Genomic DNA, 20556 nt, shown 5'->3' with positions numbered 1-20556 from the left:
GGCTCAGAGCGGGAATTTGCCGGCGAGTTCCAAGGTCCCGGCGCAGGTCCAGGCGGCAAGGCGGTCGGCGTCGTCCGGTCCGCCGTCCAGCGGGCTGGTCAGCCGGGGCCGCCGGACCCAGCAGCCCGCTTCCTCCGCCACCAGCGCACCGGCGGCGAAATCGTGCTCGTTGAGGCCGCGCTCGCCGTAGGCGTCATGGGTGCCATCGGCCACCAGGCACAGGTCCAGGGCGGCCGAGCCGAGGCGCCGGACGTCCGCGAAGCCCTCCATTAGCCCGCCCAGCAGTCCGGCCTGTTCGGCCCGGACGTCAGGGTCGTAGCTGAAGCCGGTGGCCAGGATCCGGCCGGTGCGCCCGTGCTGCGGGCCGGTCAGCCGGGTGCGGGTGCCACCGGCTTCGAGCCAGGCGCCCTGGCCGCGGGAGGCGTAGTACACCCTGCCCAGTGCTGGGGCGTCCACCACTCCGGCCAGCCACTGGCCGTTGGCGTCCGCCACGGCCACCGACGTCCCGTAGTACACAATGTTGCGGATGAAGTTGGTGGTGCCGTCCAGCGGGTCGATGGACCAGCGGTAGCCGGACGGGTCCTCGGGCCGGGTGGGCCCGTGTTCCTCCCCGGTGATGGCGTCATGGGGGCGGTGGGCCGCGATAACGACCCTGACAGCGGTTTCGGCTGCCAGGTCGTAGGCGGTCACCCAGTCGCCGGCCTCGCCCTTGTTGTTTACGGCAGCGTCGGCAGCCAGGGCGGCATCGTTGCGGCCGGCCAGGACCTTGGCGCCGGCCGCGGCTGCCAGCCGGGCCACACCCAGCAGTTCGGCCAGCAGGTCCTCGGCTCGAGGGGATTCCGGTGCGGCGTTCATGCTGGAGCCCCTTCCTGGGCAGGTTCGCCCGCGGCAGGTTCGCCGTCAGCGGATTGTCCGTCAGGCGCAGGTTGCTCGTCAGGAGCAGGTGCCGGGCCGTTGGCCAGCAGTTCGCGGAAGCCGTCCTCGTCCAGGACGGGGATGCCCAGCTGCTCGGCCTTGTCCAGCTTGGTACCGGCACTTTCGCCGGCCACCAGGTAGCTGGTGTTTTTGGAGACGGACCCTGCGGCCTTGCCGCCGCGGATGAGGATTGCCTCTTTGGCTTCGTCGCGGCTGAAGTTTGGCAGCGAGCCGGTGACCACCACTGTCAGGCCCTCCAGGGTGCGGGGGGTTGATTCGTCGCGTTCGTCAGCCATCCGCACTCCGGACGCGGCCCAGCGGTCAACGATCTCGCGGTGCCAGTCCTCGGCAAACCATTCCTTCAGCGCGGCGGCGATGGTGGGGCCCACGCCATCAACGCCGGCCAGTTCCTCTTCCGAGGCGGCACGGATGGCGTCCATGGTGCCGAACCAGGTGGCCAGGGCGCGGGAAGCCCGCGGACCCACGTGCCGGATGGACAGCGCCACCAGGACCCGCCACAGCGGCTGCGCCTTGGCTTTTTCCAGTTCGGCGAACAGTTTGGTGGTGGTGGCCGTGGGTTTGGAGGGCACTTTCGCGGTGCCCTTGGTGAAGAAGTACGGCACCAGTTCGAATTCACCCGTAGGAACGCCCTTGGCACGTTTTTCGCGCCGGATCCGGACCCCGGCGAGCACCTCGGGCGTGAGGTCGAACAACCCGGCCTCCGAGGTCAGCGGCGGGACGTCCGGTTCGGTGGGCTGGGTGAGGGCGATCGCCGCTTCCCAGCCCAGCGCCTCGATGTCGAACCCGCCGCGGCCGGCCAAGTGGAAGACCCGTTCCCGGAGCTGGGACGGGCAGGACTTCGCGTTGGGGCAGCGGATGTCCACGTCGGCTTCCTTGGCGGGTGCCAGCGGCGTCCCGCAGGAGGGGCATTCGGTGGGCATCACAAAGTCGCGGACCGGCGGGTCCTGCTGGTCCCGGAGCGCCAGGACCGGGCCCACAATTTCGGGGATAACGTCCCCGGCTTTGCGGAGCACCACGATGTCGCCGATCTTGACGCCCTTGGCTTTGACGACGTCCTGGTTGTGCAGGGTGGCCATCTCCACCGTGGAACCGGCCACCTTGACCGGTTCCATCAGGCCGAACGGGGTCACCCGGCCGGTTCGTCCCACGTTGACGGCAATGTCCAGCAGCTTGGTGTGCACTTCCTCCGGCGGGTATTTGTACGCCACCGCCCAGCGGGGCACGCGGGACGTGTAGCCCAGGGCACGCTGGGTGCCGAAGTCGTCCACCTTGATGACGATCCCATCGATCTCGTGCAGCAGTTTGTGCCGCTTTTCGCCGTAACCCTTGATGAAGGCCAGGACGTCCTTGACGCTGTCCAGGACCTCGAAGTACGGGCTGACCGGCAGCCCCCAGCCCTCGAGGAGCTTGTAGGTTTCGGACTGGGTGGTGGACTGGAGCCCTTCACGGGCGCCGATGCCGTGCACAAACATCTTCAGGGGCCGCTTGGCGGTTTCCGCGGGATCCTTTTGGCGCAGCGACCCGGCGGCGGCGTTGCGCGGGTTGGCCAGCGGGGCCTTGCCTGCCTCGATCAGGGCTTCGTTGAAGTCGGCAAAGGCCTTGGAGGGGATAAAGACCTCGCCCCGGATCTCCACTTCACCAGGGAACCCGGTGCCGGAAAGTTCCCGCGGGATTTCCTTGATGGTCAGGACGTTGTGGGTGATGTCCTCCCCCGTGAACCCGTCGCCGCGGGTGGCGGCGCGCACCAGCTTGCCGTCCCGGTAGAGCAGGTTGACGGCCAGGCCGTCGATCTTGAGTTCGGTGAGCCACGCAACCGGTGGTGCCGAGTCGCCGAGCTTGCCGACGCCGGCCACGGCCTTGGCCAGCCAGGCCTCGAGTTCCTCGAGGGAAAAGACGTCCTCCAGGCTGTACATGCGCTGCAGGTGCTCCACGGCGGCGAAGGCGGCCGAGACTTCGCCGCCCACTTCCTGGGTGGGCGAATCGTTGGCCACGAGCTCGGGATGCAGGGCCTCGATTTCCTCCAGCCGGCGGAAGAGCGTATCAAATTCCGCGTCGGAGACCAGGGGTTCGTCCTCCTGGTAATAGGAGAACCGGTATTTCCGGACCACGTCCGCCAGCTTCTCGTATTCGTCCCTGATGGTTCCTGCGGGAACCTCGGCGGGCTCGTCGGGGGTGCCGGTCCGGGTGGCGGCGTCTTCTGCGGGGCCTGGAACTGTGCTCACAGAACTATCTTGCCCTATGCGGCCGACACTGCCCGGGCCGCGCCGGGACCGTGGCCCGGCCGGGTCAGTGGGCCCGGAGCCGGCCCCGGCCCCACCAGGCAAAGGCGGCGCCGGCGAGTCCCAGCAGGAGCAGCCCGGCCACGAGCGGCAGGTTGGGGCCCGCGCCACCGGCTCCGTCCAGGGAGGTGACGGATGCGACGCGCGTTGGCGTCGCGGACCTGGTGATGGGCTTGTTCCAGTTGGACTCCACAGAAGGAGCGGCCGACGTCGGGCTGGCCGTGGGTGCCTCAGCCGCCGTCTCCACGGCTGCTTCGGCGGTGGCCTCGACGGCGGGCACCGGAACGTCAGTGGTGGGCTGCTCAATCGGCGCCGCGGGAACGGCCGGAGCTGCCGGCGCGGTGGACGGTGCCGCCGGGGGTGCCGTCGGCGCGGGCTCGAAGGAGGGCCCCCGCGGCTTGTCCGTCTTGACGGGCGCCGGCGCGGCGGGCACGGAGGGCGTTGCAACGGCCGTGGTGGCCGGCGCCGTGGGTGTGGGCGAGTCGGCCAGCGCCGTGCCGCCGGCCAGGAACCCGGCGGACACGGCCAGTACGGCGGCCGCCACAAGGGTGCGGGGTGCCGGGGAAGAGAAGGTCATTGCTGCCTTTCGATGCGCGCGGTCCCCCGGCCACGGCGTTCTGGAGTCGAGGGGTAGTCTGCTACACCGCGGGGAAGGGCCGCAAATCCGCAGCGGCTGCGGCCCTTCCCCCTCGTTGCCTGCCAGCCGGGCTCAGTCGCGGTTTTCCGGCGGCAGCGCCACCTGGATCTTGCGGGCCTTGCCGCGGCCCACCACAAACCCGCGGCCGGGGATGAACCCGTCACCCACCCGGCCCAGGGAGGTGTTCAGGAGGCTGTCACCCTCGATGTCGCCCGGGTTCAGGAGCAGGCCGCGCCGGCCCGACTTGAACGGCTGGGCGAGCTGCCAGGCCGCGGACCAGGTGGACGATTCGGACTCGCCTACCACCCACTGGTCGGCCTTGATGGCGGCCGTCACCAGCTGCGCAACGCCGGACTCGGCGATGCTGTCCGTGAATTCGGTGAGGCCCTCGATGAAGATGGCCAGCTTGCCCGGGTTCGCGCTGGAGTGTTCCGTCAGGTCCTCCACCATGTCGGCCACGTCGTCCGGGCCCACCACTGAGCGGTTCCAGACGGGCAGCGCCGCCACGGCGGAGCGCCGGGAGCCCAGGTAGAGAATTTCGATCTCCGGGTTGGCTCGGCGGAGGGCGTAGGCAAGGCTCACCAGCGCAACGGTGCGGCCCGAGCCCGGCGGCCCTGCCACCAGCAGCGACCCCTTGGCCGTGATCCCGGCAGGCTGCAGGGTTTCGTCGTCCACGCCGATCACGGGGACCTCCGCGTCGCCGGCGGGCAGCACGTCAAGGTCCACCTGCTCGGGCAGCTGTTCGATGCCGGGTGCCGCGGCCAGGCCCTGGCGGAGCATGGCGGCGCTGAGCTTGTGCACTTCGCGTGCCTGGACCGCCAGGTTGGAGTTTCCGCCCAGCACGGCCAGCTGGACTTCCAGCCCGTCCAGGAGTCCGCGCCCGGGCGGGGACGCGGCGCTGAGGACATCCCGCGGCACGTCCATGGACAGGTAGTCGTCCTCTGAGGACAGGCGCAGCACCAGCCGGCGCTGGATGGAGGCCAGCAGCGACGGCGGGACGGCGCTGGGCCGGTCGCCAGAGACCACCAGGTGGATGCCCAGGGTGCGCCCGTCGGTTGCGAGCTGCAGGAAAATGTCCCACAGCGACGAGAGGCGGCTGTGTTCGTAGGATTCACGGAACGCCGACATGCCGTCCACCAGAACAAAGATCCGCTTCTCGTCCGGCCGGTTCGCGAGTTTCCGGTACTCCACGATGGTGGACGCGCGGACCTCGGCGAAGCGGGCGGAGCGCTGGTCCGCGACGTCGCGGAGCATCCGCAGCAGCCTGCCCACACGCTCCACATCGTCCCCGTTGAGGATTTCGCCAACGTGGGGCAGCTCCTCGAGCATCCGCAGCCCAGAGGAGCCGCAGTCGATGCCGTAGACGTGGACCGGACCGCCGCGGGGGGTGACGGCTGCGGCGATGGCGATGCCGCGCAGTGCCGCCGATTTACCGGACCCACCGGTGCCGTAGATGGCCATGTTGCCGTCCCGGTCCGGTTCGTAGAACACCGTGGGCTGATCCTGGCGGGACGGGTGGTCGGCCACGCCGAGGAGCAACTGCTCATCCGTCCGGGGGTTGGGCAGGAGGGAGAAGTCGTAAGTCTGGGCCAGTTCGTCCAGCCATGGCTTCCGGGGCGGGGCGATGGCCAGCGAATCGGCGGCCCGGACTATGTTGGCAGTCATCCTGGAGATGTCGTTGGGCCCGGCCGGTTCCTGCCGTTCGGGTTTCTCCGGCGCCGGCGCTTCCCAGCTGGTCCCCGACCCGAAGGCCATTTCCACAATGTCGATCTGCGGCCGCTGCGGCTTCCCGGTGGTCCAGCCGCCGGCGTAGCCGGTCTGGAAACCCTGGATCCGCCCGGGACCGGTCTTTGCGGCGCCGCGGCCCGGGATGGCGGGGTCGAAGTAGGCCGCGTCGGGGACACCCAGGATGTCGGCGGCGTCGTCCTCATCCGCCATGCGCAGGGCCACACGGAGGTTGGTGTTGGCCCGCAGGCTGTCCTTGATCACACCGGCGGGGCGCTGGGTGGCCAGGATGAGGTGCAGGCCCAGGGACCGGCCACGGGCGGCCACGTCCACCACCCCGTCCACAAACTCCGGCACCTCGCTGGCGAGCGCCGCGAATTCGTCCACGATGATGACCAGATAGGGCGGGGCCTCCGGATCGGCCTCCCGCTGCAAGGCCAGCAGGTCCTTTGCCTTTTTCCGGTTGAACAGCTGCTCGCGGTGGTGGAGCTCGGCCCGCAGCGAGGTCAGGGCCCGGCGGACCAGGTGCGGGGACAGGTCGGTGACCAGCCCCACCGTGTGCGGAAGGTTGATGCAGTCGGCAAATGCGGCGCCGCCCTTGTAGTCAACAAACAGGAAACTGACCCGGTCGGGGCTGTAGGCGGCGGCCATGCCCATCACCCAGGACTGCAGGAACTCGGACTTGCCGGCGCCGGTGGTGCCGCCCACCAGGGCGTGCGGGCCCTCGTTCTTCAGGTCCAGGTACAGGGGTTCAACACCCTTGGAGCCCACCAGGGCCCGGAGGGTGCCGTTGTCCTTGCGGTTGGCCACGGCGCTGGCGTGCACCGAGTTGTTTTCGGTCCACCGGTCTGCCACGGCCTGCGGGCTGTCCAGGAAGTCCTTGCCGATCAGGGTGGCGTAGGAAACGGCGCGGGGCAGGTCGGAGTCGTCGGTGACGGGCTTTCCCACGTCCACGACGGGCGAGAGCATACGGGCCAGCTGGCCGGCGAGCTCCGCGTCCACGCTCTCGCAGCTCACGGGGTAGGTGTGCCGGCCCAGCCGGACCTGGCCGGTGGTGGTGCCGTGGTCGCCGTCCACCACCATAAAGTCGCGGCAGGCAGCAGGCAGGGCCTGGATGTCCGTGGCAACCCACATCACGTGGACGCCGGCGTCCGGTCCGCGTTCGGCCAGCCGGGTCAGGCGGCCGCGGTCCACGGGCGCGTCGTCCTCAACAATCACCAGCACGGCAGGCAGTACCGGCGCGGGGACTTCCAGCTTGGCCGGGTCCACCTCGGGGCGCAGCTCCGGTCCGCTGCGCTTGGCGGCGGCTTCCCGGGCTTCGACGAGGTCCTCGAGCCGCGCCAGGAGGGAAGCGCCGCCGGCTGAGCCCGCGGCCAGGTGGTCCCCGGCGAGGGGGCTGTGGCCTGAGCCCACGTGGGGAAGCCACTGCAGCCAGTTCCAGCGTTCCCGGGACTGCGCAGAGGTGATGGCGGTGAGGACCACTTCGGCCGGTGAGTGCAGGCCCACCAGCTGGAGGACCACGCCGCGGGCAACGTCGTCCACCAGCCCGCGCGGACCGGCGACGCCCAGGGCGCCGGACGTGCGGAACTGGGACACCACCGGCACGCCTTCGATCACCCGGAACTGCCGGAGGCTGTCCTGGATTTCGCGGGCGTACTGCGCTTCGGTGTCGTTGTTGTTGGGTTCTTCCAGCACCAGGCGCGACGGTGCGCTGCCCAGCCCGAACCTCAGGCCCAGGAACCAGGCGTGCTCCGGCCGGTGGGTCCACAGCAGCGGACCGAGTTTGTAGATGGCGTCCACGGTGTCGCTGACCGAGGGGGCTTCCTGCAGCCGGACGGCCCGTTCCACCTTCTGGAGTTCGGTGACGTCTTCCCGGAACGCGGCCATGGCTTCCCGGAAATGCTTGAGCCCTTCCTTCTGCTGCTTCCGGCCGCGCATCTTCTGGTCCACGTAGTGGCCCACGATGAACAAGGGCATCATCAGCATAAACAGCACCGACAGCGGGTTCCGGGTGACAGCGAAGATCACCGCGCCCATCATCAGCGGCGCGATCAGCATGATGTACGGGAACGGGTTGTCCTCAGGCCGTTTGGGCCCGGCGGGCAGGACGCGTTTGGGTTCCTCGAACCGCGGCACCACGCGCGGGGACCGGTTGAAGTCCACCAGGGGCGACGTCGGTACTGCCGCCTGGATGCGCCCCAGCGGCACCACCGTAAGGGTGGTATCCCCCAGGGTGACGGTGTCCGAGGAGTTCAGGGTGGCGCGGGTGACGGCCAGGCCGTCTATGAGCAGGCCGTTGGCGGAGTTCGTGTCCACAATCTCCACGCTTTCCCCCACGGTGATGCGGGCGTGGCGTTTGGAGGTCATGGGGTCGGTGAGGCGGACGTCCACGTCCCGGTCCCGGCCCACGTAGCTGGTGCCGGTGGGCAGCGAAAATTCGCGGCCGACGTCGGGCCCGGAAAGGACACGGAGCGTGGCGGCGGCGGGTCCGCGGCCCGCGCCGGGGACCTGGAACTGGGTGCTGACCTGCGCCAGGGACACCACCGAACCCGGCCGCAGGCCTGATTCGAGCAGGTTGTCGCTGCGGGTCAGGACATTCCCGGTCATGCCGGCGCCCACAAACGCCTCGTCGATCCGCAGGGAAAGGTTCTCCGGCGCAGGGGTTCCCTTCCTGTCGGGGTCGGCCGCCCAGAGCACAGCGGCGATGTCAGCCACCGTGGCCAGGCCGTCCACGGTGACGGCCAGGTCCTTGGTTTCCGCGGGGTCGCGGCGCAGTGTCAGCCGGATCCTCATCCTTCGTCCACTCCCCTCATCTTTTCGAGCAGGTGCAGGTCATCGGCGGTGACCAGGTGCGAGGTCACGGCGTGTTCCACGAGGCGGGCGCGCCGGTTGGTGGCCAGTTTCCCGCCGCCGCCGCGCAGGCCCACCACACCCACGCGGTCCAGCTTGTCGCAGACGTTGTCGAGTTTGCGGTTGAACCGGGTCAGGGCCCAGCCCAGGGTTTTCGCTGCCGCCGCCGAGGACGGGATGGCGCTGAAGCCGGTCCCTTCGCGGCGGAGCATGGGCTCGGCCAGGGCCACGATCAGGGCTTTCTGCGAATCCGTGAAGACCACCGGGCCGATCGTGGTGTCGCCGTTGCTGTCGTCTTCCCGGGCTTCCTGCCGGAAGGAAGGGGTTTTCAGGTGCACAGCGAACTCGTAGGTGGTGGGTCCGGCAGTGAAAATGATGTTGGTGTGGCTGAACACCAGCGGGATCCGGGCGCCCGGCGCCAGCCAGGCCTGCATGCCGCCGGAGCCGTCGGCCACGGTGGCGGAAAGCATGCTGCCCACGTTGCTGAGCCACCAGATGCCGTCGTACCGGGCCACTTGCAGGAACTGCCGGTGCAGGTACGGATTGTCGTCCACTTCCAGGTCGCCTTCACGGCCGATGTTAAAGACGTCCTCGTCTGATGGTTCGTACCATTCCCCGCAGAAATCTATTGCCAGATCCCCCATGTCCTGTGCCTCCTTCAGGGCCAAACTTCGTGGTGTTGCCGGTGCCGTGTGATGGACTGTGCGTCAGGGCCCCGTGCAGGCGATGGAGGGTGCCTCCATCGGTGAAAACGCCCCGTCGGTGCGGACGATCATGACCTGGACGCAGGTCTGTCCGGAGGGGTTTGGCGTGACCTTGACGGGGGGCGCCTTGATGGACTGGAACTCCCCGCCCCCGCCACCGATGGTGTACACCTTCCACTTGTAGGTGTCCCCCGGTTTGGGTTGCGGGTTCTCCCACGTGAAGCTGGCCTGGCCGCCGGCCAGTGTTCCGGCGAGCTTTTCGACGTCGGGAACGGTGCCGTTGTCCAGGGCATCGGCGGGTGGCTTATTGGGTTCCTGGCTGGCCACGGTTTTGGGCGTCTCGGCGGCGGCGTTGGCCATGACCACGCCCACCACGACGGCGGCGGCCAGCAGCGTTCCGCCTGCGACAGCCAGCCAGACGTTGCGTTTGCCGCGTTCCGGGGCCGGCGCGGGCTCCTGCGGCGCGGTGGCCGCAGGCCGCTGGACGGTGGCGTCTTCAGGTTCCGGACCGGTACCGGCAGCAGGCGCTGCGGGCCGCAGCACCGTGGATTCGTTGTCGTCGGCTGCGCCGGCCGCAGCGGTTCCTGCGGGGTCCGCACGGAAGAGGTGCGCAGGAACCTGCGGCGCCTGGTTGGCTGCCGCTGTTGCCGCGGCGGCGGGGTGCCAGGGCGCGGCGGGTCCCGGCGTGATGCCCGACGGCGGCGCGGCGGGGGCAGGGGCGGCAGGACCGGTGAAGGCGGCCGGGTTGGCGGTGGTGGGCCGGGTGCGGGCGGGGAAGGTGGGGGCACTTCCGGTGCGTTCGGGGTCGATGCTGGCGATGCTCCGGACCCGGGTTTCCTCCACGCCGTCGTCCGGGTGGTCCTCGTCCTGGTGTGCTTCTTCCAAGACCTCGAAGGGGGTGACGGAGAGGTTGAGTTCGGCCTGGATGCGCTGCAGGGCCAGGGCGAAGGCGTGCGCCGAGGAGTAGCGCGACTGGGGAAGTTTCGCCATGGCGGTGGCAAGGGCCAGTTCCAGGGATTCCGGCACGTCGGCCCGGCCCAGGCGTGGCAGCGCCATGCTGGAGATCCGGCTGATCAGTTCCCGCTGGGAGTTGTCCGCGCCGGGCATCACAAAGGGCGACCGGCCGGCCAGCAGCGTATACAGCGTGGCGCCCAGGGCCCACACGTCCACCATAACGCCGTCCACGCCCCCATCCGCGAACTGCTCGGGCGGCGACCACGGAATGGACATGCCGGCGTCGTCATCCGAATCGTCCGCGAGGGTGCCGGAGATGCCGAAGTCCGTCAGGGCAGGCCGGTTGTAGTCAGTCACCAGGATGTTGGCGGGTTTGATGTCGCGGTGGGCGATGCCGGCCCGGTGGGCCGTTTCGACGGCGGACGCCACCTGGATGCCCACGGCCAGGACCTCGTCCGCGCTGAAGCGCTGCCGCCGGTACCGCACGTCAAGGCTGGGCCGGGAGCAGTACTCCATGGCCAGGTAGGAGTGGCCGGCCTCCGTGACCTCGGCCTCGTAGATGGTGACGATGTAGGGGTGCGAGGACAGCTGGGCCATCAGGTTGGCCTCGGACTCGAACCGCCGGCGGGCGCCTTCGGTCTTCAGGTCGGAGAGCAGCACCTTGACGGCCACCTTGCGGCGGGGCCGGTCCTGTTCGTACAGGTAAACGTCGGAGAACCCACCGGAGCCCAGCAGGCTGACGTAGGTGAAGCCCGGGATGAGGGGCGGCGGCGCCACAGGCCGTTTGGAACTCAAGGAATCTCCTCAAAACGCAGCGAGATGTTATCGCCCAGTTCGGCAATGTCACCGTCAAGGAGGATGGCCATCTCGTTCTGGGCGAGGCGGCGGGGCGGCTGGCCTTCCCGGACCAGGACGGTGCCGTTGGTGGCTTTCAGGTCACAGAGCATCACGTGCCAGCCCTCCAGCCGGACCTCCACGTGGGACCGGGAAATGTCGCCACCCGGACTGGCCACCTGCACCAGCCGGGGCATCACGCCGCCCTGTACGCGGGACACGGAAGGCTGCCGGCCGATCACCAGGGACTGGTCAAGGTCCACCAGTTCGCCGGTGGACACGCGCATCCGGCCCAGCCGGGGGCGGGCCACCTGGACGGCGTCCGGCAGCAGCGCGGCGCCGCACTCGGCGCACTGGGCGCTGGTGGGCGGATTGGCATGGCTTTGGGCGCAGACCCGTGCCAGGACCACAGGGCCGGCCGCGGGATCCGCTGCCGGGCCAGCCGCCGGGACCGGCGCAGACCCGCCCTGGAGGCTGCTTTTCATGACGGTCCGGCCGTCGTGGTCGCCGTCAGGATCGCCACCGATGGCGTCGGCGGTGGCGGGCTGGTGGTTTACGCCGGGCCGGTTAGAGGCGGTGGAGTGGTGTGCGGCACCCTGCTGGGCGCCGGGGACAGACCCGGGTGGCGGGAAATTCCCGTGTGGCGGGACGTTGTCCGGCGCCGGCGCGGCTGCGGGTGCTGGGGTTGATGCTGATGTTGATGCCGGGGCGGAGCCGCCGGTGCGCCACGGCACGGAGTCGATCAACAGACCCGCCGGCCTGGCGGCAGGAATGGGAGCCGCGGCGGGTGCCACGACGGGTGCCGGCACCGGGTCCGGATCCTTTTCTTCGGCCCCGGCCGCAGGCGGTGCGATGGGCTCTGCCGGGTGCTCTTCGGCGTCGGGGTCTTCCCGGACAGCGGCGTCCTCGATGCTCCGCATGACCGTCCGCTCCCACAGGTGGTCGTAGGAGCTGGTGGGTTCGCTCTCCACGGCCACGCCAGCAGGGGCGGCAGGTGCTCCGCCGCCGGCAGCATTGTGGGGGGCACCTCCGGAAGGGTCGTTCCCGGCCGGGGTACCTTCAGCGGCATCGGCCCGGGCCGGGAGATCTGCTGCGGCGCCGTCCTGTTGGGCGTCACCCTTGGCGGCGTCTGCAGTGGCTGCGCCAGTGCTGGCGGCGGAGTCTTCGTGGCCGGGATCGTCGTCGGCCGGGTCTTCGTCGGGGATGCCGTAGACCGTCTCTCCAGAGGCGCCGTGCTCCGGAAGGATGGTCAGCGCCGAGGCTTCAAGATCCGATGGATCAGCGTCGGCTGATGTGGGGTCGCCCGATGTGGGGTGTGCCGGTTCAGGCTGCGCAGCTTCGGGATCCGCGGCCCCGGGAGCGGCCCCGGCAGGACGTTCCGTCGGGGAGGTTCCGGTGTGGGGGGTCTGTGCAGCAGGGTGCTTCGCATCAGGGGCTTCCGCAGCGGGTGCCTGGGCGCCTGCACCGGCAGGCGCAGCAACCGGCGCCTGCTCCCCCGTTTCCACGGCGTCTCCGGGCGCTGCAGGAGCTGCAGGTTCCGGGCTGAGGACAGGTTCGACGGCGATTGCGCCGCCGCCGATTGTTCCAGCGATGTCCGTTCCAGCCCCGGTCGTTCCAGCGCTGTTCGCTCCGCCGCCGTTCGTTCCAGTGCTGTTCGTTCCAGTGCCGATCGCGCCAGCGGGAGCCTGGCCAGCGGCAATGGCGGGCGTACCGGCGTCAAGGGTCAGCGCGATCGACTGCAGCAGGACCACACCTTCGTGCAGCGGCAGCTCGGACAGCTCCACGCCGTCCCCGGCCGGGATGGTAAGCCGGCAGCGGACCGCGGCATCAAAACGGCGTTCGTTCCAGGTGGTGACGTCGAGTCCGTTGACGTTGACACTCCCGGTGGGCAGTTCCACCGTGAGGTCCAGGCCGCCGCGGAGGAAGACCCGCAGCGGGCCGGTGAAGTCCAGGATGCCGAAGGCAGGAATCCTGGCCAGGGAACCGCCGGAGCTGCTGGTGACAGCGTGCAGCACATCGTGGACCTGCGGCTCATCGGCCAGCAGGTCCCACAGGGTACCGGCCAGTGCCGGCGGGGAATCCGGGCCCAGCAGGACGGCGGTGCGGGAGCGGACAACCCCCACCCAGGTGCCGGGCCGGTAACTAGCGGCGGTCATCGGTTGCCTCTCCGTTGCCGGCGGCGGTGCCGTCAGGGGCCTGCTGCGGAAGGGGCTGCGTGGTTGCCTGCGGGGTGGCCTGGGACCGGGGCAAGGTGTCCTGCTCCTCCGCGTCCGGGCCGTGGCGTGGGGCAGTGGTGGCCGCGCCGGCGTCGTTCAGGACGTTGCGGGCATCCACCACGATGACCGTGATGTTGTCCCGGCCGCCGCCACGCAGTGCAGCCTGGATGAGGGCATCCGCGGTCTCCTGCGGCGTCCCCGCGGAGCTGAGGATCCGCAGGATCTGCGGATCCGTCAGCTCGGCGTTGAGGCCGTCGGAGCAGACGAGCACACGGTCGCCCTCTTCCACGGGGAGCAGCCAGAAGTCCGCTTCGGTTTCGTCGCCGGTGCCCAGGGCCCGGGTCACCACGTGCCGCCGCGGATGGACGGTGGCCTGCTGCGCGGTGATCTGGCCGGCGTCCACCAGTTCCTGGACCTCCGAGTGGTCCACGCTGATCTGCCCGAATTGTCCCTGGCTGAGCCGATAGGTGCGGGAGTCCCCGATGTTCATCACCAGCCAGTACGGCATGCCCATCTGTTCCACCACCACCGCCCCGGTGAGGGTGGTGCCGGCGCGGGCACCGGTGGCCTCGCGGATGGCGGTGTCCGCGCGGACCAGGTACTCCTGCAGGACCGCTGCGGTGACGCTGCGTTCACCGGTGGCCAGCTGCGGGATGGCAGCCAGCGCCCGGACGCACATGCCGCTGGCGATTTCGCCGGCTTCGTGGCCGCCCATGCCGTCCGCGACGGCGAAAACGGGGTCGGAGGCGATGTAGGAATCCTCGTTCAGCTCCCTGCGGAGCCCCCGGTCCGTGCCATGGCCGTAGTCAAGGCTGAGGCCCGGCCGGAGGGAGGAAACGCTGGCGGGCTGTTGGTTCATGCCTGTCCTAGGTAAAAGGTCCGGTCACCGAAGTGGATGCCGGATCCGGGTGTAACAAAGGTGGGAACGCCGGGCGCCAGGGGCGTGCGGCGGCCATCCGGGGCGGTCACGGCGCTGCCGTTGGTGGAGTTCCGGTCCGTCACCCATACACCCGCGCCATCGGTGAGCAGGTGCAGGTGCGTTTTGGAAATGGAGCGGCCCGGATCGTCCACGGCCAGGAGTTGGGCGTGCTGTTCGCCGGCCGAACCCACGGGGTTGCGTCCCACCAGGACGTTCCGGTCCAGCTGGAAGTCCCGGCCGTCGTCGAGCCGCAACCGCAGGACAGCCTGCGGTGCGGGGGCTGCGGCGTTGGCGGCCGGGGTGCCGGACCGGACCTGGGTGCGTTCGACGTCGTCGTCCGGATGGTTCTGGAAACGGTGCCCGGCCGGTGCCTGTCGGGCCGTCGCTGCGGCAGCGTGGGTCCCGGCCGGCGCGAAGGCCGCCGGCGCCGTGTAGGGTGCTGCCGCAGGCTGCCCTGCGGGTTGCGCCGCGGACTGGACCGGTGCGGACTGCCCGCGTGCGGGTTCCGGCTGGGCCGTGGGTGCGGCCGGCGCCTGGACAACGGCTCCGCTGGCAGGCCGGACACCGGCTACGGGTGACTGGACCTGCTGGACGGGCGGCAGGTCAAGAGGAGCGAAGCTGTACGGGCCCTGGATCCCGCCGCTGGTAATGGGGTTCCGGCCCGCCTTGACGTCGAACACCAGGGTCTTGGCAGCCGCGTCATGCCAGCCACGCACCCCGCCGTTTTTGTCCCACCTGTTGGAGATAACCACCAGGACGGCCCACACGGCGGCCAGCAGCTGCAGCGGCCCAAGGATCAGCAGCGCAGCATCAAACCATTTGAAGACCACCACCAGGACGGCGGCGATCAGGACCAGCACGGCTCCTGCCCCGGTGATGATGCTTCGCAGGAACACTGGGCCGGCGCCTGGCGCATACCCGTCATTGTCGGCGCTGCGGATTCCCAGCAACAGATTGCCCGGCGTTTTTCCGGTGCGGGCTTCCAGGCCCAGGAGGACAAAAATGTACACCAGCGCCAGCCCGGTTCCGATGCCGCCGAACAGCACCACCGATCCGGTGTCGTAGGTGATGAACCCGCCGCTGCGGGTCCGGGTCACGCCGGCGAAGCCGATGCTGAACAGCACGGCCGGCACAACGAGGGGGAAGAGCCAGTCCGTCACGGCAGCACCGAGCCGCTTGCCCGCCGTGGCCGGTACAAGCTGAAGGTTTACTGCCATCCGGGTTCCTCCCCCTGGAACGTTGCTGGTTGTGGCGCCGGGCAGGTTTCTGCCCGGTTGCCCGGGGCCCGGACGTGCCATGCCGCCGGCGTGGGCCGGGAGCCTTTCCACTACCGGGATAGTACCGGGAATCCCTGGCCCATGCGCCGCGGACGGACCCTGCGGGACATCAGCACCGGCGGCCTGGCCGTACTCCTGGTTACGGGTGCTGCGTGCTGCCCGGTTGGGCAGCGGCGCCCCGCAGGCCGTGCAGAACGCAGCGCCGGTGCGCTGCAGCTGCTGGCAGCGGGGGCACCGCTCGGCTTCAGCCGTCACTGCGCCACCGGTCCCTGTGGCTGGGGTTCGATGCCGGCTCCGGGCTGTTGGGCGTCCGGTGACGGCGGCTGGTTTCGGGCTGCAGGTTCGCCGCCTGCGGGTTTGCCGCCTGAAGGCGTCCCGCCGGCCGGTGCCGGCTGTTTCCGGCCCCGGCCGCCCAGTGCAGTCCGCGCGTCGGCCAGGAGGGAGCGCGGCGAGAACCTGGCCTGCTGCCGGCGCCAGAAACCCACTGTTGAGGTGATCTCCTTCAACGATCCGTCCACAATGCTCCAGTACTCCCGGACGTCCTCCTCGCTGGGTTCGCCCGCACCGAAGATGGACGCATCGGCGCGCCGGGCCAGCATGGTGGTGGTGCTGCCGCTGGCGGGGAACGCGTCCGCCAGGACGGCGGCGCTTTCCCGCCGCGTGGACTTGGTGTCGACGGCGGCACCCATGTCGGTGGCCAGGCTCATCACCTCACTCCATCCGCCGCCCACCCGCTGCGCGGGGTGACCGGCCCTGAAACGCGACTTCCGGCGTCGTGATTTCAACAGGGCGATCAGCAGCAGCGGGAGTGCCAGGATGGCAATCGGGATGGCGGCGATGCCCAGCGCACCGAGCAGCGCACCCCAGAACAGCCACGGGTTGTCCTTTTTCTCGTCCGCGTCGAGCGCGTCCGGGGAGGAATCCGGGGGCAGGTCCGCGGGCTCCTGCGGCGGGGGCGGTGGCTGCAGCACCTGCGGCTTGGGCTTGGACTTGTTCTCCGGGTCCGGCGGGATGGGGACGTTGTCCTTGGGCGGGGTGGGGTCGAAGCTGACCCAGCCCACGCGTTCAAACGCCACTTCAACCCAGGCGTGCGCGTTTTTGCCGGTGATCTTCACTTCGCCGGCACCGTTTTCCGGGCTGGTGGGATCCGGGTAGAAGCCCATCACCACCCGGGACGGGATCCCCAGGTGCCGCAGCATCAGCGACATGGCCACTGCGTACTGCTCGTCGTCGCCCAGCATCTGCTTGGCGGTCAGCAGGGTCCGGATCCTCGCGGCGCCGTGCCCCGAAACGCTGGGCAGCTGGCCCTCGCTGACCAGCCCGTTGCTGAACGCACCCGTCTTCTGGAAGTGCGCCTCGATCTGGCGGACCCGGTCGATCGCGGTGGGTGCATCGGCGGACAGGTCGTTGGCCTGGGAGCCCACCACGGGCGGGACCTCCAGGACGTCGGGAAGCGAAAGCCGGGCAAAGTCGTACTGGGTCAGCTGGCCGTGCTCCAGCTTCACGGGTTCCGAGACCTGCACCCGGTAGGAATCGCCGCGGGAGAGCTGGTTGGTGGTCACGGCGGTATCGGTGCCGGCGTTGAAATAGAGCCCGGATGCCGCGGCAGAGGCATTCTGGTCAAAACTCAGGCCTGTGGTTTTCCGGCCGCCGGGGACAAAAAAGCCCTGGTAGTCCTCGACGCTGATGTTGATGGCGTAGTCGTTGGTGGGCACCACGCCGCCGGAATCGGCGAGGGTATTGATGGACTCGGTGTCCCCCACCTTGCTGAAGTTGCCGGACCCGTTGGGGTCCATGGTGTAGTTGGTGCCGTTAAAGGAGTCCAGGGCACCCAACCGGACGCGGCCGTCGCGGGGCAGGCCCTTGACCACAAACAGGGTGTCGTCCTTCTTGTCCTTCACATAGGTGCGGAAGCTGGCCAGGGGCGTGATGTAGTCCTTGGGGTCAAACGGCGGGACTACGACGTTCCGGAGGACCCGGCGCTCGTCGTTGGCGGTGACCAGCGGCGCGGCAAGAGTGGTGACGCCCACGCTGACGGCGATGACGCCGGCGGCCATCCCCAGCCGGCGGAGCTGCGCACGGCGGGCGGACCCGGCGTCGGTCTGCGGGTTGTTCACTGCCACCTTGCGGGTGCTGTTCCGCCGGAGCGCGTCGCGGCGGAACGTGGCCCAGGCGATGCCCAGGACCGTGAGGCCGATGCCGCGCTCCAATGTCAGGAAGGCGGCGTTGGTGCTGAACGCGATCCCGGTGACAAACAGCACCAGGACAGGCAGCAGCGGGAAGTACGGGCTGCGGGTCCGCCAGGTCAGGATGCCCGCCACCAGCGCGGTGATGAGGGAGCTGAGGAACGGGACGATCAGCACGCCGCCGCCGGTGCCCACCGGCACGCCCACCGTAAGCATGTCTTTCCAGGCAAACACAACTCCGGGCAGAAGGATCCGGAGCGAGTCCAGGGTGGGGACAAAACCGGCGATCGCGGAGTCCGGGACGGCGAAAAGGGTACCAAACACCAGGTAGGCGCCCAGGGCGAGGGCCGTGGTGATCAGCAGCCCCAGCCGCAGGTGCGCGTTCAGGGCCGCGATGGCCAGGCCCAGGACAATGCCGCCGAAACCGGAGACCAGGTAGTAGGCGTCGCCGCCGAAGCTCAGGCCGAAGCCCAGCAGGCCCAGTCCCAGCAGGACGGCCAAAGCGCCGGCGTCGAGCAGGAAATGCCAGGCCGGCTGGCCGGTGGCGAAACCGGATTCCGGCCCGTTGGTTGCCCTGCGGCTCCGGGCGCGCTCCTGCGGGATGGTGCGGGCGGCTTTTCTGTTGGTGCGGGGGCGTTGGCCCGGTGCGGTGCTCATGCTGCCGCCTTTCTCAACACGATGGCCAGGTCGGACAGGTCGCCCAGGGTCAGGACCGTCAGTTCGGCGATATTGGCGCGGGTGGGGGCGGCGCCGGCTTCGATCCTGACGGCCAGGCTCCGGACGCCGGGCGGCACGGAGGCGGCCGCTTGCCGGAGCTGGCCGGCGGTGACGTTGCTGCCCACCACAAAAAACACCACCGAGGCGTTGGGTACGGTGTCCGCCAGGGTCCTGGCCAGGTCGACGGCGGTGCGCCGCATCGGTGTCCCGACGATCCGGGTCATGTCATCGAGCATGTTGCGGCCGGTTTCGCAGCGCAGCGGCCCCTTCTGCGTCAGGACATCGAGCTCGCGCTGTTCCCGGATGGCCTGCCGGCCAATGGATGCAGCCGCCGAGATGGCCATCTCGAATTCGGCCTCGCCGGCGTATTCGTCGGTGTTGATGGAGAGCGAGATGGCCAGGTGCGCCCGGCGGGTCTCCTCGAACTGGCGGACCATCAGCTTGTTGGTCCGGGCCGTGGTCTTCCAGTGGATGTGCCGGCGGTCATCCCCCGGCACGTAGTCCCGCAGGGCGTGGAAGGAAACGTCTGCGCTGGAAAGGTCGGTGGTGGGCATGCCCTCCAGGTCGCGGATGAACCCTGCGGCGGAGCCTGCCAGGGCCACGGTCCGCGGATGGACAAAGAGGTCCTCCGGCGCGGTCCACAGGACCTGGCGGCGCAGCAGGTGCAGCGGATCGGCCCGGACGGACCGGACCGGGCCCACCACAATCACGGCGCGTCTGGCGGTGGGAATGGTGAAGAGGTCCTCGTGGACCTGCTGCGGCTTCATGCGGGGCAGATGGAACACGGCCGTCGCGCTGCCGACGGGCAGTTCCAGTGCCGCCGGCAGGAGCGGGCGGGCGGACGTGTTGGACACGGCGATGCTGCCCACGGCGCTGTCGCCCACGGCTACCCGGGTGCGGGCCAGGTCCAGCACAACACCATAGGAGGAGCGGCCCAGGATGAAGGCCACGGCCACCACAAAGAGGACAAACGCGGCGATGGCTGCTGCTTTGGCTTCCTGCCAGCCGAACGCCTGCCCGGTCCACCAAAGGAGCACCGCGGCGGCCAGCACGGACCACCCCAGAACGCTCACCACGGACAGCACCGGCCAGGGGTACTTCAGCCACAGTTGCCGGACGGTGCGCCAGGCCGGGGCAAGGACCAGCCCTGCGGTGTTGGTGGCTTCCGCCCAGACGGCGGAAGGATGCAGGGCGGTGGGGCGGCCGTTCCGCAGGAAGGGCCGCTTCAGGCGCTCCGCGAGCCTGGTCACCGGGGTACCGCTGGACATATGTGTGCCTTCGTTTGGTGCGCTGGTTGAAAATGGTGCCGGGGGTACGACGGCGGGTCAGGCGTGGGTGCGCTGCTGCGGGGCGGCGACGTCGGCCAGGATGCGCGTCAGTACGGCTTCCGGAGTGGCGCCGGAGAATTCAGCTTCGGCGTCCATCACAAACCGGTGGGTCCACACAACGGCGGCCAGTTCCTTGATGTCGTCAGGCAGCACAAAGTTCCGGCCCTGCGCGGCGGCCCAGACCTTCGCGGCGCGGACCATGGCCAGGGCACCGCGGACGGACACACCCAGCCGGGTTTCGGGCGCGGAGCGGGTTTCCTCGCAGAGCCGGGAGATGTACTCCAGTACTGCGGTGTCCACGTGGACCGTGGCGGCGAGGTCCGCCATGTCGGCCACGGCGGAGGTGGTGATCACGGCGGACAGGTCCTGCGAGCGGTCCTTGAGGTTGGCCCCACCCAGCAGCCGGACGGTGGAGGCGTGGTCCGGGTAGCCGATGGAGGTTTTGATCAGGAACCGGTCCAGTTGGGCCTCGGGCAGCCGGTAGGTGCCTGCCTGCTCGATCGGGTTCTGGGTGGCCATAACCATAAACGGCCGGCCTGCGGAGTGGGTAATGCCGTCCACGGTGACCCTGGACTCTTCCATTACCTCGAGCAACGCCGACTGGGTTTTCGGGGATGCACGGTTGATTTCGTCGGCCAGGACGATGTTGTTGAAGATCGGGCCCTTGTGGAACTCGAACTTCTGCGTCTTCTGGTCGTAGATGGTCACGCCGGTGACGTCGGAGGGCAGCAAGTCGGGCGTGAACTGGATCCGGTTGTTGGAACCCTGGACCGTGGCCGCCAGGGCCCGGGCCAGGGAGGTCTTGCCGGTCCCGGGGGCGTCCTCGAACAGGACGTGGCCTTCAGCCAGCATGGCGGTAAAGGTCAGCCGGATGACGTGTTCCTTGCCCAGGACGGCCTGGCCAACGTTGGTAACGAGCTTTTCAAACGTGTCGGCAAACCATTCGGCCTGTTCGGTGGTCATGGTCATGATGGGTTCCTTTTGTCTGGGTTCG

At 69.5% G+C, this 20556-nt stretch carries 12 protein-coding genes; all 12 read right to left on the bottom strand.

Annotated features, from left to right (window positions below; translation table 11 throughout):
- Positions 1-3: 3 nt before the first annotated feature.
- Positions 4-855: an inositol monophosphatase family protein gene (locus tag ACRB8A_RS06285; protein WP_432245846.1), complete on the bottom strand. Its 852-nt coding sequence runs from the start codon at positions 853-855 to the stop codon at positions 4-6.
- Positions 852-3158 carry an NAD-dependent DNA ligase LigA gene (gene ligA, locus ACRB8A_RS06280; RefSeq protein WP_432245845.1) on the bottom strand — a complete coding sequence of 769 codons (2307 nt, stop codon included), beginning with the start codon at positions 3156-3158 and terminating at the stop codon, positions 852-854. The genes ACRB8A_RS06285 and ligA overlap by 4 nt, the downstream gene beginning before the upstream one ends.
- Positions 3159-3222: 64 nt before the next feature.
- Positions 3223-3792: a hypothetical protein gene (locus ACRB8A_RS06275; RefSeq protein WP_050685416.1), complete on the bottom strand. Its 570-nt coding sequence runs from the start codon at positions 3790-3792 to the stop codon at positions 3223-3225.
- A gap of 132 nt (positions 3793-3924) precedes the next feature.
- A complete protein-coding gene (locus ACRB8A_RS06270; RefSeq protein WP_432245844.1) occupies positions 3925-8370 on the bottom strand; it encodes an FtsK/SpoIIIE domain-containing protein in 4446 nt (1481 codons plus the stop codon).
- Positions 8367-9071: a hypothetical protein gene (locus tag ACRB8A_RS06265; protein WP_050685414.1), complete on the bottom strand. Its 705-nt coding sequence runs from the start codon at positions 9069-9071 to the stop codon at positions 8367-8369. Before ACRB8A_RS06265 ends, ACRB8A_RS06270 begins: the two co-directional genes overlap by 4 nt.
- Before the next feature lie 63 nt (positions 9072-9134).
- Positions 9135-10880 (bottom strand): serine/threonine-protein kinase, encoded by a 1746-nt coding sequence (locus tag ACRB8A_RS06260; protein WP_432245843.1) that lies wholly within the window; start codon positions 10878-10880, stop codon positions 9135-9137.
- The gene (locus ACRB8A_RS06255; RefSeq protein WP_432245842.1) at positions 10877-13075 is read right to left on the bottom strand and encodes an FHA domain-containing protein; all 2199 of its coding nucleotides are present in this window, start codon (positions 13073-13075) and stop codon (positions 10877-10879) included. Before ACRB8A_RS06255 ends, ACRB8A_RS06260 begins: the two co-directional genes overlap by 4 nt.
- Positions 13062-13994, bottom strand: coding sequence for a PP2C family protein-serine/threonine phosphatase (locus ACRB8A_RS06250; RefSeq protein WP_432245841.1), 933 nt, complete (start codon positions 13992-13994; stop codon positions 13062-13064). Before ACRB8A_RS06250 ends, ACRB8A_RS06255 begins: the two co-directional genes overlap by 14 nt.
- A complete protein-coding gene (locus tag ACRB8A_RS06245; RefSeq protein WP_432245840.1) occupies positions 13991-15271 on the bottom strand; it encodes an RDD family protein in 1281 nt (426 codons plus the stop codon). Before ACRB8A_RS06245 ends, ACRB8A_RS06250 begins: the two co-directional genes overlap by 4 nt.
- 311 nt (positions 15272-15582) lie before the next feature.
- The gene (locus ACRB8A_RS06240; RefSeq protein WP_432245839.1) at positions 15583-18174 is read right to left on the bottom strand and encodes a transglutaminase domain-containing protein; all 2592 of its coding nucleotides are present in this window, start codon (positions 18172-18174) and stop codon (positions 15583-15585) included.
- The gene (locus tag ACRB8A_RS06235) at positions 18171-19502 is read right to left on the bottom strand and encodes a DUF58 domain-containing protein (protein WP_285240930.1); all 1332 of its coding nucleotides are present in this window, start codon (positions 19500-19502) and stop codon (positions 18171-18173) included. Before ACRB8A_RS06235 ends, ACRB8A_RS06240 begins: the two co-directional genes overlap by 4 nt.
- A 57-nt stretch (positions 19503-19559) precedes the next feature.
- Entirely contained in the window at positions 19560-20531 is a 972-nt protein-coding gene (locus ACRB8A_RS06230; RefSeq protein WP_056599057.1) for an AAA family ATPase, read from the bottom strand.
- Positions 20532-20556: the final 25 nt, after the last annotated feature.

Source organism: Arthrobacter sp. G.S.26 (assembly GCF_050847375.1).
GTDB lineage: Bacteria > Actinomycetota > Actinomycetes > Actinomycetales > Micrococcaceae > Arthrobacter.
Note: the sequence above shows the minus strand (reverse complement) of the source record. Positions and strands in the feature narration are given on the sequence as shown.

Bases quoted from the DNA above. Each gene is read 5' to 3' on its own strand.
- ACRB8A_RS06230 (WP_056599057.1), bottom strand. From the start codon at position 20,531: ATGACCATGACCACCGAACAGGCCGAATGGTTTGCCGACACGTTTGAA.
- ACRB8A_RS06265 (WP_050685414.1), bottom strand. From the start codon at position 9,071: ATGGGGGATCTGGCAATAGATTTCTGCGGGGAATGGTACGAACCATCA.
- ACRB8A_RS06235 (WP_285240930.1), bottom strand. From the start codon at position 19,502: ATGTCCAGCGGTACCCCGGTGACCAGGCTCGCGGAGCGCCTGAAGCGG.
- ACRB8A_RS06245 (WP_432245840.1), bottom strand. From the start codon at position 15,271: ATGGCAGTAAACCTTCAGCTTGTACCGGCCACGGCGGGCAAGCGGCTC.
- ACRB8A_RS06285 (WP_432245846.1), bottom strand. From the start codon at position 855: ATGAACGCCGCACCGGAATCCCCTCGAGCCGAGGACCTGCTGGCCGAA.
- ACRB8A_RS06275 (WP_050685416.1), bottom strand. From the start codon at position 3,792: ATGACCTTCTCTTCCCCGGCACCCCGCACCCTTGTGGCGGCCGCCGTA.
- ACRB8A_RS06255 (WP_432245842.1), bottom strand. From the start codon at position 13,075: ATGACCGCCGCTAGTTACCGGCCCGGCACCTGGGTGGGGGTTGTCCGC.
- ACRB8A_RS06250 (WP_432245841.1), bottom strand. From the start codon at position 13,994: ATGAACCAACAGCCCGCCAGCGTTTCCTCCCTCCGGCCGGGCCTCAGC.
- ACRB8A_RS06270 (WP_432245844.1), bottom strand. From the start codon at position 8,370: ATGAGGATCCGGCTGACACTGCGCCGCGACCCCGCGGAAACCAAGGAC.
- ACRB8A_RS06240 (WP_432245839.1), bottom strand. From the start codon at position 18,174: ATGAGCACCGCACCGGGCCAACGCCCCCGCACCAACAGAAAAGCCGCC.